Origin of the sequence: Paenibacillus albidus, from assembly GCF_014644435.1 — a bacterium.
Taxonomy (GTDB): domain Bacteria; phylum Bacillota; class Bacilli; order Paenibacillales; family Paenibacillaceae; genus Paenibacillus_AQ; species Paenibacillus_AQ albidus.
On sequence record NZ_BMKR01000001.1, the window covers coordinates 107751 to 120436 of the forward strand.

The 12686-nt window shown below is 54.8% G+C and carries 11 protein-coding genes; 1 reads left to right on the forward strand and 10 read right to left on the reverse strand.

What is annotated here, in order from left to right:
• Nucleotides 1–259: 259 nt before the first annotated feature.
• The 10 genes from IEY53_RS00445 to nifB all read right to left on the reverse strand — a co-directional run bounded on the left by IEY53_RS00445 (nucleotide 260) and on the right by nifB (nucleotide 11177).
• Nucleotides 260–1405 carry a hydroxymethylglutaryl-CoA lyase-like TIM-barrel protein gene (locus tag IEY53_RS00445; protein ID WP_189021655.1) on the reverse strand — a complete coding sequence of 382 codons (1146 nt, stop codon included), beginning with the start codon at nucleotides 1403–1405 and terminating at the stop codon, nucleotides 260–262.
• Entirely contained in the window at nucleotides 1402–2157 is a 756-nt protein-coding gene (locus IEY53_RS00450; RefSeq protein ID WP_189021656.1) for a HesA/MoeB/ThiF family protein, read from the reverse strand. Before IEY53_RS00450 ends, IEY53_RS00445 begins: the two co-directional genes overlap by 4 nt.
• A gap of 40 nt (nucleotides 2158–2197) precedes the next feature.
• Nucleotides 2198–2764, reverse strand: coding sequence for a DUF269 domain-containing protein (locus tag IEY53_RS00455; RefSeq protein WP_189021657.1), 567 nt, complete (start codon nucleotides 2762–2764; stop codon nucleotides 2198–2200).
• Nucleotides 2745–3143: a NifB/NifX family molybdenum-iron cluster-binding protein gene (locus tag IEY53_RS00460; RefSeq protein ID WP_189021658.1), complete on the reverse strand. Its 399-nt coding sequence runs from the start codon at nucleotides 3141–3143 to the stop codon at nucleotides 2745–2747. The genes IEY53_RS00455 and IEY53_RS00460 overlap by 20 nt, the downstream gene beginning before the upstream one ends.
• Complete coding sequence (nifN, locus tag IEY53_RS00465) at nucleotides 3118–4446, reverse strand: nitrogenase iron-molybdenum cofactor biosynthesis protein NifN (RefSeq protein WP_189021659.1); 1329 nt, start codon at nucleotides 4444–4446, stop codon at nucleotides 3118–3120. Before nifN ends, IEY53_RS00460 begins: the two co-directional genes overlap by 26 nt.
• Nucleotides 4436–5797 carry a nitrogenase iron-molybdenum cofactor biosynthesis protein NifE gene (nifE, locus tag IEY53_RS00470; protein WP_189021660.1) on the reverse strand — a complete coding sequence of 454 codons (1362 nt, stop codon included), beginning with the start codon at nucleotides 5795–5797 and terminating at the stop codon, nucleotides 4436–4438. Before nifE ends, nifN begins: the two co-directional genes overlap by 11 nt.
• An 86-nt stretch (nucleotides 5798–5883) precedes the next feature.
• Nucleotides 5884–7428 (reverse strand): nitrogenase molybdenum-iron protein subunit beta, encoded by a 1545-nt coding sequence (nifK, locus tag IEY53_RS00475; RefSeq protein WP_189021661.1) that lies wholly within the window; start codon nucleotides 7426–7428, stop codon nucleotides 5884–5886.
• The gene (nifD, locus tag IEY53_RS00480) at nucleotides 7425–8888 is read right to left on the reverse strand and encodes a nitrogenase molybdenum-iron protein alpha chain (protein ID WP_189021662.1); all 1464 of its coding nucleotides are present in this window, start codon (nucleotides 8886–8888) and stop codon (nucleotides 7425–7427) included. The genes nifK and nifD overlap by 4 nt, the downstream gene beginning before the upstream one ends.
• A 35-nt stretch (nucleotides 8889–8923) precedes the next feature.
• Nucleotides 8924–9790, reverse strand: coding sequence for a nitrogenase iron protein (gene nifH, locus IEY53_RS00485; RefSeq protein ID WP_189021663.1), 867 nt, complete (start codon nucleotides 9788–9790; stop codon nucleotides 8924–8926).
• A 7-nt stretch (nucleotides 9791–9797) separates the two neighbouring features.
• Nucleotides 9798–11177, reverse strand: a complete 1380-nt coding sequence (gene nifB, locus IEY53_RS00490; RefSeq protein WP_189021664.1) for a nitrogenase cofactor biosynthesis protein NifB — start codon at nucleotides 11175–11177, stop codon at nucleotides 9798–9800.
• A 545-nt stretch (nucleotides 11178–11722) separates the two neighbouring features.
• On the opposite strand from nifB, the gene IEY53_RS00495 reads away from it, so the two are divergent.
• Nucleotides 11723–12550 carry a TerC family protein gene (locus IEY53_RS00495; protein ID WP_189021665.1) on the forward strand — a complete coding sequence of 276 codons (828 nt, stop codon included), beginning with the start codon at nucleotides 11723–11725 and terminating at the stop codon, nucleotides 12548–12550.
• Nucleotides 12551–12686: the final 136 nt, after the last annotated feature.

Sequence of the window (12686 nt, forward strand, 5' to 3'; positions counted from 1 at the left end):
GCAGGCTTTAATTCAAACACAATCACGGTGGGTATGGGTGGCCATTGGCCCCATCCGCTCAAACCAAAGGCATTTTTGCCTCTCATTCCGCACAACTGGCCCATCCCGCAAAGGGAACTGCCCTTTCATTACCCCACAGCTCTGGTCAAGCACCGATTATGGTGTAACAGCCCTGGCAAAAGACCCCCGCCCGCAGCAGCAGCGGGCGCAAGCAAACAGACCCGCTTGAGACCAAGCGGGTCTGTAATATTAGATGCCGTCAGCCCGCATCCTGCGACTGCCGCCGCCGCTCCTCCAGCAGCCATTCCACCAGCAGAGCTTCGGGCACGTTGCTCTTGTAGGCTTCGGCATACTCCCGCACCCGCATCAGCAGCCGTTCCACCGTATCCGGGCCGGCCATGAGGCCTTGTCCTTCCAGCACATGGGTGATGCCGCCGGTCCCCGAATGCTTGCCCAGCACAAAACGGTGTGCCCGCCCCACCTCTCCGGGATCAAACATCTGGTACGTGGCCCGCTCCTTCAGCAGTCCGTCCACATGGATGCCGGACTCATGGGTGAACGCCAGTTGGCCCACAATCGGCTTCGCATCGCCAACACTGCGGCCGGAAGCCGCAATGACAGTATCAGCCAGCTCCTTGAGGCGCTCCGGCTTCACAGAGCATGCTCCCCCATACAGGTAGCGCCAGGCCATGGCGACTTCCTCCATCGCCGCATTTCCGGTCCGCTCCCCAATGCCCGCCACTGTCGTGCTGGCCCACGTGGCGCCAGCCGCAATCCCGCTCAGCGTGTTCGCCGCGGCCAGGCCAAAATCATTATGGCAATGCACCTCCAGCTCCACATCAGCAGGCACCGACCCTAGAAGCTGGCTCACCCGCTCCGCCATCTGTCCCGGATGATGGGCCGATACCGTATCCGCATAACGGAACCAGCGAATACCTTCCCGGTAGAGCCGGTTCACCAGCTCTACCAGAAATTCCATCTCCGCTCTGGAGGAATCCTCCATGCCAACCGATACCGTCATTCCCAGTCCCAGGCCATATTCCGCCGCGCGCACCAGCTTATCCAGTCCTTCCGCAGGCGTGAGCCTAAGCTTGCCCTGCAGCTGAATCCGGGAGACCGGAAGAGAGATATGATTCCAGTCCACTCCGGTCGCCCGCGCTTTGTCGATATCGCCTGCAGTTGCCCGGTTCCAGGTCATCATCTTCATCGGAAGCCCCAGTTCAGCAATGGCCGCAATATCTCCTTGTTCCCGTGTTCCCATAGCAGGGATACCCACTTCCGCCTGTTCTACTCCGCATTCCGACAAAAGCCTTGCGATGTCCAGCTTTTCCGCCCTCGTGAATGATACTCCAGCCGCCTGTTCGCCATCCCTAAGTGTCGTGTCACATAGCTTGAGATTTTTCACGGTGTACCTCCCTCTCCGCAGCAAGCGCAATTCGGATTACGGGTAATTCGAACGCTGTAACAGGCGAAGTCGAGTGAGCTGAAGCGATGCATCACGCCCGCATATGTCGTCCCTACCCTTGTAATCCATTTTACGGCTTCAAGTGCGGCCAGACAACCCGCAATTCCGGAGGTCGCACCCAGAACCGGAAAGCCAAACGGCTCCCATTCCGGCTGAAGATTCGGATACAGGCATTCCAGGCAAGGCGTAACCCCGGGAACGATAGTGGTCAGCGAAATTTCAAAACCGTACATAGCCGCCTCCACCATAGGTGTCCTTGTCTCCACACATAAGCGGTTCAAGGCGTATCTCTCGGGAAAATCATAACGCGCATCAATTACGAGATCTGCGCTTTCTACCCAAGGTCTTGCCCCGGGATAATGGATCTTGGAGTTATATCCCTCAATCTCCACCTCAGGATTCAGACGTTTCAACTGCTGAACAGCCGTGCTGATCCGCTCCATCCCCAAATGCTCACTGTCCATCAGAATTTGCCGGTTTAGATCAGGGGCCAGAACAACCCCCTCATGGGCCAAAATCAGCTTCCCGATTCCGGCAGCTGCCAGATACAGCGCTGCCGTTCCGCCAAGCCCGCCAATACCGGCGACCATGACCGTCGCCTCCTTCAGCGCCTTCTGTCCGCCTTCTCCCAGCAGCTTCAGCTGCCGGGCGTAACGCTCCAGTTCCATTCCTCCGGCAAGCCGCTGTTCCATTCTGCTCCCTCCCTGCAACAAGCGGCATGGCCAAACTAGATTACCCCTCCAGGCTTAACAAGCCATGCAGCGCAGTTTTTTCATTGTATTTATCCATAAAAGCGAGCCCTTCCTCCACACAGGCCACCCCGTACAGGATGGCTTTGTCCCCGGAAGTGAACGGGAAGGGAAAACCTGCGCGCAGGCTTTTTAATACGAGAATCATCCGTCCGCTGTACAGCAACGCCCGCCCAAAACCTTCGCCATTGATCTCGGCTGAGCTCTGGATAAGCCATCCGCATTTCTCTTCCATCACTCCGGCAGCGGCCTGAAAGAGCAGCGGAACTTGCAACTGCACCTTAGGAGATACCATGCAATTCAGATCGGACTGCCGCTTATCCTCCAGGGAAGCCAGGAACATCGCGGATATTTTCTCCTCAGCCGGAAGAGCAGCATGCCGCCCAAAGAAATCTCCGGCATCCAATAGCTGGCATAAACGGCGAATGAAGGCCTCCTCCAGCACTTGATCCACATCCCTTTCCACTGCACGGCTGCGGCGAGCCGTCGCCGCGCCTTCCTGATTCCTCCGGCCGGCCCCTGCCCCGCCTTCACTCGCCATCGCTGCCATAGGCCGCCTCCTCCTCTTCAGTACGGAGCACCTTGGCCAGCCATAACGGCGGCTTGCCTTGCAGCATCTCCACGAGCCGTTTTACCTGCTCTTCCACCGGGCTGCCAAAGGGCACCTTCACCGGCATAATTTGGCGCCTGGTCACCCGCGCAGCTGCCGATGCTCCGATCTGCATCAGAAAGATCAGGGTGCAGTCGGCGATGGCCGCAAGGCGGCAGTCGATTTTGCCCGCTTCATCCTGATGCAGGGCCTCCGGGAGCCTGCGCAGCGCAAGCAATTCCCCGCCGCTACGGGTCACGTTATACACGGCAAACATCGGGCTTTGCCCGAAGTGGGCGTTGACCCGGATTCCATCATCTGTTGCGAACGCTACTTTCACGGCGTTCCGCCTCCCTTCGCATTAACAAATTCCCCGCTTTGTTGGTCCATTCCATCGCCCCGCGGTAGCCGACGGAAGCTGCCATGTGGGCACCCAGCTCATTCCAGACCGGAAAACCCGCCGGCAGGAACGCCGCTTGAATCCGCCGTGCCGCGGTTATTCCATGGGAACTGCTGATCCACAAATCGGCACCTTTCCCGAAATATTCAGCATCATCCAGATCACCCACCCAGACCTCCTGTTCCATGCCCGCCACCACCGGCGTTTCACAAGAAGTAACCAGCGCCTGCTGCTCTACACCCAGTTCCTCCAGCCACCCTGACACGGAGAATAGATGATCCGGCTCAAGAGCGGCTATGGCCGACATCCCGGCGAATTGAAAATGTGCATCCAGCATACAATCGAGCAGATTTTCTCTTTGCCAGCAATAACGCAGCGGTACCGGCTCTCCGCTGATCTGATGCAAAAAATGCAGCAGTTCATCTGCCGCCTTCAGTCCCATTGCCCCTTGAAACACCTTGTAAGGTGTGCCGAGCGCATTATGCAGCCTTCTGGCAGGACGCTCCATACTCCCGCCAACCGCTATGGTCAGACCCGACTGCAAACTTTGCAGCATGGAGTCCAGCCGCACACCACCCCTGGTCAGCGGAGAGAAACCCGTCAGCAAATGCCCCGACAACGAAGTTGAAATATCCGGCACCGCGATCACCTCGAACCCAAACGACGCTATGATCTCCTTGAGTTCCATGACGTCCCCCGGTGTCAAAAAAGAAGCAGGCAGCAGCGTAATCTGCCGGTTATTCACATGTCTCGCTCCCTTATGCCCTGCCATCTGGATCATCTCATCAATCATTGCTTCAACGGCAGAGCTGAACCCCGATTCCAGCGAACCGCGAAAATCCGGTAATGTGACAGAGAAAGCCAGGCTGCCCCGCACATTCCGCTCTCTTTTATACGTCTTCAGCATCGCCCTGTAGTCCACCCCAGCAACATCGGTCAATTCTGTACCGATAATCCCGATAATATCCGGCCGGTGCTTGCTCAGCACCAGATCAAGGGCTTCCTCCAGATTGCGGTTGGCATCAAAAATAACATCCATCTCCTGCAGCGCAGAAGTCTGTACGGCTATAGGCTCCCGAAAGTGGCGGGTCAGCAGCGCTTTGGAAAAAGCGGAGCAGCCCTTCGAGCCATGTATAATCGGCATGGCCCGGTAGCAGCCCTGAAGCGCAAGCACCGCGCCAAGCGAGGGACCGGTTTTGATGGGATTCACCGCAGCCGGTTTCATTCTGTGGTTAACGGTCATGCGGCACCTCCTGATCCCAGGGCGGAGGGCTTGCCGCCAGCTTCCAGATCGGGTTCGCCAGAGCATAGGTCAGCTCCTTGGCCAGCCGCAGCAGCCCCTCATACCCGGCATACGCCCTATGCCGTTCCTGGTTAATATCCACGAATGGGATCTGTTCTTTCATCGCCACGTACATATTCCGACCCCCTGCAATCATGAGATCGGCCTTGCGGTCCCGCACGGTCTTGATGATCCGGCTGGCCCCGCCATCCGGAATATACTCCGTGTCGTCTCCGACCCGGCCCGCTATGCGCCGCACATCATCTTCGGTGCTTTTGTTCGTACCGACACCAACAACCTGAACCCCTAATTCCTTCAGCGCGGATATGACCGACCAGCTTTTAACGCCTCCGGTATAGAGAACCGCCTTCTTTCCCTTCAGCAGCTTGCGGTATGGACGCAGCTCCTGCAACAACCGGCTCTCCTCGCGTTCGGTCAGCCGGTCCACACACCGCTCCATCTCCCGGTCGTTCAGAAGAAAGGCCATCTGACGCAAGGAATAGGTCGTCTCTTTGGCCCCATAGAAAGAGCCTTCAAAATAGGGAATCCCATACCTCGATTCCATCTCCTTCGCCAGCCCCAGCAAGGCGCGGCTGCATACAACCATATTGACCTTGGCCCGGTGCGCCCAGGTGATCTCCTTGTACCTCGCATCCCCGGTAATCCGGGACATCAGCGTTATCCCTGCACTGTTCATCAGCTTCTCTATGTCCCACAACTCACCGGCAATATTATATTCGCCAAGCAGATTTACCCCCAGCGGAATCCCGGATTCCGGTTCACCAGTGCCAATTACGTACTGCAGCAACGCCTCCCCCGCCAGCCGGTTGCCGAGGTTCTTGCTGCCCACAAATCCGGGACTGTTCACAGGAATGACCGGCAGGCCCAGCCGCCCAGCCGCTTCTTTGCATACAGCATCCATATCCTCGCCGATCAGTGCAGTTACACAGGTTGAATATACAAATATTGCCGGAGGCGCAAAACGCCCGGCAATATAGTCGATACTCTCCTTCAGTTTCTTCTCTCCGCCAAAAATAATGCCGGTATCGTTCAGATCTGTAGTGAAGCCATACTGGGAGAGGGAGGGACCGCTGGACAAGGTCCCCCGGCTTTCCCAGCTGTTGCCTGCACAGGCAATGGGTCCATGGACCAAATGGGCGGCATCCATAATCGGCAACAGCGTGATTTGGGCTCCGTCGAAGGAACAGCCTCCGGCGGCCTCACCCGGCTTCGGCCGGGGACAGGGCTTTGTTTTGGGAGACAGGCTCCCGCAAGCATGCGCGTCTAACTCATCTTTTCGAATGGGCTCCATCGTCTGCCTCCTTTGCTGTAACTGAATACCCGTTACCCTGAGAATCCGTACCTGCACGGGTGTAGAAGCCTCACAACACTTCAAGCTTACCGCACCAGATCATGATTGAACCCGGAAGCCTGTTCATCGAGGCCCTCCAGTACGGTATTGACGATGGTGGTCAGCAGGTTCAGTGCGCCTTGATATCCGATGAGCGGATAGCGGTGCAGGTGATGGCGGTCAAAGACCGGGAAGCCGACACGGATCAGCGGAACGCCGGCATCTTTGGCGGCGAACTTCAGGTGGGAGCTGCCAACAGCGAGATCCACCGGCTCCCCGATCAGCAGGGAACGCATATGCCACAGGTCATTGCCGATATAGACCGTGGCCCCGGCTCCAAATGGACTGGATGCCAGCAAGGCTTCCACTTCTTCCTTGAAGCCGTTGTCCCCGTTGGAGCAGACGATATGCACAGGCTCCATCCCGGTATCCAAACAGAACTGAACCAGGCCGATCAGCAGATCCGGATCACCCACCAGAGCCACACGTTTGCCGTGCAGGTAAGGATGGCTGTCGGTGAGTGCATCCACGACACGGCCGCGCTCTTCGGTCAATTCGGCAGGTACCGGCAATCCTGTCAGCTCACTGATGGCCTCCAGCAGGCGGTCGGTTGCCGTAATTCCAATCGGTGCAGACAAGCCTACCGTTTGCTGCCTCCACGTGCCGCCGATATATTCCAACGTCTTTTTGACCGCATATTTCTGCAAGGAAAGGGTGCCCAGCGCATAAGCCGCCTTCGGTACATCGTCCAGCTTTGTACCTCCATAATAATAGGAATATTCGCCGGTAGCTGGTGAATCGAAATTGCCGCTATGGTCGCCAAGGAACGTATAGGCTGTATCAAAAGCGGCCATGATTTTGCGCATCTCGGCAAAATTGCCGGTATAAGGCTCAAAGCCGAGGATAATGTTCAGCTTCTCTCCGGTCCCCTCCCCGCTGCCGGGAGCCGCTTCGATCCCGGAACGGGTATACAGGGTGCTGATAATGGACTTCAGCATGGCATCATATCCGGTAATATGCGAACCGGAGAAGCTTGGCGTATTCGCATACGGAACAGGCAATTCTTCCGAAATTGCGCCTTTCTGGCGGGCATTGGAGATAAAGGCCTGCAAGTCGTCACCGATGACCTCGGCCATACAGGTGGTAGATACGGCAACCATTGCCGGTTTGTACAGGGCCACACTATTTTCCAGTCCGTCAATCAGATTGGCCATCCCGCCGAATACGGCTCCGTCCTCTGTCATGGAGGAAGATACCGCCGGGGTCGGCTCCTTGAAATGACGGCTTAGGTGGCTGCGGAAATAAGCGGTGCAGCCCTGCGAGCCGTGAATGAACGGCAGCGTCATCTCGAACCCCAGGGCAGCCATCAATGCACCAAGCGGCTGGCAGGCTTTATGCGGGTTCACCACCAGCGAAGTCCGGGCAAAATTTTTGTCCTTGTATTCCGCCGATTTGGAGTAAGCCAGCGCTTCCGCGGTTTCCTGCTCACTGCATGGGGCCTCGAACGCCTTTTTCCCCTCCCGCTGCTTTACATAAGGATCAGTCGCGAACAATGTATTGTGATCGGGAATCACCAGTTTGTCTTTCTTCATAGGCCCGCCCCCTCTTTATGGCGCAGCCCTGATTTTCCCGGCTTTAATAAAGTCCACACAGGGCTGTTCACCGTCATATCCATATCCTTGGCAAAAATCTTGAAGCCGTCATAGCCATGATACGGCCCGCTGTAATCCCAGGAGTGCATTTGGCGGAAGGGAACCCCCATTTTGTGATACACATATTTCTCTTTGACTCCCGATCCCATCAGATCAATATCCAGCCTTTGCGCCAGCTCCTCCAGTTCATAAGCCGTCGCGTCATCCATAATAATGCTGCCTTCCTTCATCTCGGGGAACGTCTTCTCATAGTCGTCCTTATGGGCAAATTCATACCCTGTCGCCACCACTTCCATCCCCAGATCCTCATAAGCCCCCAGCGTATGCCGGGCCCGGAGGCCGCCGATCAGCAGCATGACTTTTTTGCCTTCCAGACGCGGCTTGTATTTATGGATAATGGCATTCATTTCGGCTTCATATTTGGCAATAACCTTCTCACAGTTCTCTTGAATATGCTCATCGAACAGGGCTGCAATCTTCCGCAGACTTTCGGCCGTCTTGGTCGGCCCGAAAAAGTTGTATTCCAGCCAGGGAATCCCGTACTCCTTCTCCATTGTAGTTACCATGTAGTTCATGGAGCGGTGGCAGTGGATCAGATTCAGCTTCGCCTTATGGGCGATGGCGAGTTCATTAATCGTACCGTCGCCGGACCACTGGGCGATGACGCGCAGCCCCATCTCTTCCAGCAGAATACGCGAAGCCCAGGCATCCCCGCCGATGTTATAGTCTCCGATAATATTGATATCGTAAGGGCCGGTCTCCGCCAGTTCCCGCTTGCCCATAATGAAATCACGGATGGCGTCATTGGCAATATGATGGCCCAGCGACTGACTGACTCCGCGGAACCCTTCACAACGTACCGGGATAATCGGGATGCCCAGCTCAGCCGCCATTTTTTTGGATACCGCCTCAATATCGTCGCCGATCAGTCCCACCGGACATTCGGATTGTATCGAGATACCTTTGGCCAGCGGAAACATTTCCTTGATCTCCCGGCAGATCACCTCCAGCTTCTTGTCACCGCCAAACACGATGTCCGTCTCCTGGAAATCACTGGTGACCTGCATTGCCGTGAAGTTGTCGATGCCCAGCATGCCGTTTGCATAATTCCGGCGTGTCCCCCAGCTGTACTGGCCGCACCCTACCGGGCCATGGCTGATATGGACCATATCCTTGATCGGTCCCCAGACTACCCCTTTCGAGCCTGCATAAGCGCAGCCCCGAATCGTCATCACACCCGGGCGGGATTTCATATTGGATTTCAGTGTGCAGGTGCAAGAGTTTATGGACTCCGGGGTGTTCACTTGAAAATGCTTCTGGCGGTCTTTCCGCGCTTTCTCCGGATAGGCCTTCAAAATCTCCCCAATCAGCTGTTCATTCGCTTCAATATCAAGTCCCATGCCTAACCCTCCTTTTTGCTTAAAAACCCCAGAGCTTATTGGCCTGAGGCCTGCAATTTCTGGATCGCAGCTGCCTCATCCTCAATTACACCAAATTCCATCAGCAACTCTTCCAGTTCCTCCATGGTGATGGGGGTCGGGATGGTCATCATCTTGTTGTTCAGAATTTTTTCCGCCAGAATCTCATATTCCTTCGCCTGCTGATGCTCCGGGTTATACTGGGCCACCGTCATTCTCCGCAGCTCCGCGTGCTGCACTACATTGTCACGCGGCACGAAATGGATCATCTGCGTATTCAGACGGCGGGCCAGCTCCATGATAAGCTCATCCTCACGGTCTGTATTCCGGCTGTTGCAGATCAATCCGCCCAGCCTTACCCCGCCGCTGTTGGCATACTTCAGAATCCCGCGGGCAATATTATTCGCAGCATACATGGCCATCATCTCGCCGGAGCAGACGATATAGATCTCCTGCGCCTTGTTCTCGCGGATCGGCATCGCGAAGCCGCCGCACACCACATCCCCGAGCACGTCATAAGATACGAAATCTAGTCCTTCGTAAGCCCCTTGCTGCTCCAGAAAGTTGATCGCGGTAATGATTCCACGGCCCGCGCAGCCGACGCCCGGTTCCGGGCCGCCGCACTCGACGTTCAGGATATCACCGAATCCTTTTTGCACAACCTCTTCCAGCTCCAGGTCCTCCACCGTACCTCTTTCGGCAGCCAATTGCAGCACGGAATTTTGCGCCTTGGTGTTCAGAATCAGCCGGGTGGAATCCGCTTTGGGGTCGCAGCCCACGATCATAATCTCCTGTCCGAACTTTGTAGCCAGCTGAGCCAGGGTGTTTTGCGAAGTGGTGGACTTGCCGATGCCGCCTTTTCCATAAAATGCGATTTGTCTCATGATTTCATCATCCCTTCGAAATGTTTAGATTGGCAAAATAAGAGCTGTACTTCACGCTTTCGAGAATCGCTTCCGTAATACCGCCTTTGCGGACGAGCGCCAGAACGCCGGCGGCACCCAGCCTGGCCCGGGGAATTTCCCCTATGCCGGAACAGAGCAGGATGGGGCAATCTTGCAAGATCGAGATAATCTCCTGCAGCGTGGCTTCTTTGTCGCCATTGCAGTCTGCTATGCCGTGGCAGTAGGCCTGAATTTTACGGACGCCTGCCAGCTTCACATGAACTCCATCGGTCTCATAGATGAGAAACTCCGTGGCATGGCCGAAATGCTGATTCACCTTATCCCCACCTCTGGTGGCTACAGCTACTCTGGTCGGATGTACCCCCTTTTGCAAAACACTCTGGCCCGTCTTTCTGGCCTTTAGGCGATTTCGGATCTTCGCATCCAGGTCACGCTGGAACGATTCCCTGGCTTCTGTGTTCACGACCGGCTCGGCTTCCAGCTTATCCAGCGTGAAATCCTGATTGCGGTCCTGGCCCAGCAGGCCAATCGCGTCGGCCCGGCATTGCCGGCAATGACGCATCACCTTCATGCCGTCACGTCCAAGCACTTCCTGCAGCTGATACAGCTCTTTCGGACGGGGGGCTTTGCGCCCATTCTGCTCATATTGGCTGCCCGGGGCGATGATAAGCGGCGTGACATTATGCAGGACGGCCCCGAGCTTCTTGATTCGCTCCGACACTGCCGGAAGATGATGATCATTGATCCCCGGAATCAGAATAGAATTCACCTTGACCAGAATTCCCCGCTGCGCCAGCAGCTCCAGACCCTGAAGCTGCCGGCAGATCAGCAGCTCTGCCGCCGCTTTCCCCTCGTACCGCACCCCTTCATCGTATATCCAGGGATAAATGTCGCGGCCGACTTCAGGGTCGATGGCATTGATGGTAATCGTGACATGCCGGATGCCAAGGGCAACGATTTGCTCCACATGCCGGTACAATGTCAAGCCGTTGGTACTGAGGCATAAGGCCACATCCGGAACCTGCTGTTTGACCCGCCTGAAGGTGTCGAACGTCTTCTCCGCGTTGGCCAGCGGATCGCCCGGACCGGCAATCCCGACCACCGACAGCTGCATCAGCTGTGCGGCCACGCCTTTGACTTTGTGTTCCGCCTGCTCCGGTGTCAGCACTTCACTCACCACACCCGGCCTGCTTTCATTAACACAGTCGAACTTGCGGTTACAGTAATGGCACTGGATATTGCATGCGGGAGCCACCGGCAGGTGCATCCTGGCAAAAAAACGATGCGCTTCCTCGCTGTAACAGGGATGGCGGCTTAGTTCCTCCTGTGCTTCACTTGATATACATGACGACGCCATCGGCTTCATCCCCTCACCTCCAATGTTAATTAAATTTACATATATCTTACTTTTTCTCTTTAAGTTATTCTTATCATATTTTCATCCCCAAACATCGTCAATTAACTTCACAGACAAAAAAACCCTTTTTCGATTGAGTTTGCATTTTCGTCATATTAAACGTTATGTTTCCTCACTCAAACTTACCATGTGTCCGTTTTCATTATCTTTTTATGCCCTGGACACCCGCCCAATATTTTTTCGCTGACGATTTGACAATCGCATTCAACTAATATATGATCTTCTTAGATCACAGGCGTAAATTAAATCAACTTCATATAACCCGTAAAGGGGAGTAGCTGTTAAATAAAGTCGTCAATACGAGAATATGAGGATATTCTCCGGCTTTATTGGCAATGTACCTATTGTTAGCGAGACCTTTACCAACCATGTTAGACCTTTATTCCAAAGGCTAATCTGTTTGGTAAAGGTCTTTTTTATATAAATTTGGTTAAAGATAGGATAGTGAGTATCGATCAAAAGATATTTACACTCGAAAATGGGAGGAAACAGGAATGGATTGGGGATTAGTATTGGAGTATGGCTGGGTATTGCTCGTTCTCGTAGCACTCGAGGGACTGCTCGCCGCAGATAACGCATTAGTATTGGCAATTATGGTTAAGCACCTTCCCGATGAGGAACGTAAAAAGGCGCTTTTCTACGGATTGGCAGGAGCATTTGTTTTCCGCTTCGGCTCCCTGTTCATCATCTCCTATCTCGTTGACATATGGCAGGTACAAGCCATCGGCGCGATCTACTTGTTGTTTATTGCCGGTAACCATATTTTCCGAAAAGTGTTGTTCAAGAAAAATGTAACGGAAGAAGCCGCCGAGAGCGGTACAGATGGCGCGGTTAACAAAAAGAAAGCCAGCTTCTGGTTCACTGTCTTGAAGGTTGAAATTGCAGATATCGCCTTTGCAGTCGATTCCATCCTCGCCGCAGTAGCCTTGGCTGTTGCACTCCCGGCCAGCGGACTTCCCAAAATCGGTGGTCTTGACGGAGGACAATTCCTCGTCATCTTCGCCGGCGGATTTATCGGACTTGTCATTATGCGGTTCGCAGCTTCCTTCTTCGTCAAGCTGCTGCATACCCGTCCAGGTCTTGAGGTTGCCGCATTCTTCATCGTCGGCTGGGTCGGCGTCAAGCTTGCCGTCATCACCCTGGCTCACCCTTCACTGGGTGTTCTGTCCGAAGATTTCGCGCACAGCACCTTGTGGAAGGCTACGTTCTACGTTGTTCTCGTTCTGATTGCCGCTTTGGGCTGGTTCCTCAGCAGCAAGGCTGAACCTGAACATGTTGGCGAGAATCCGGTTAAGGAAGTTGACAAGCAACTTGGTAAATAATCGGGTTCGAAGCTCCACAGCTATATAGAATGAACTTGTCTCATCTCAAATCATAAACAAGCAGCCAGTCTCCGGTTATTGGAAACTAGCTGCTTGTTTTTTGTTCATTGATACATTACCGTGCATTACATCAAGG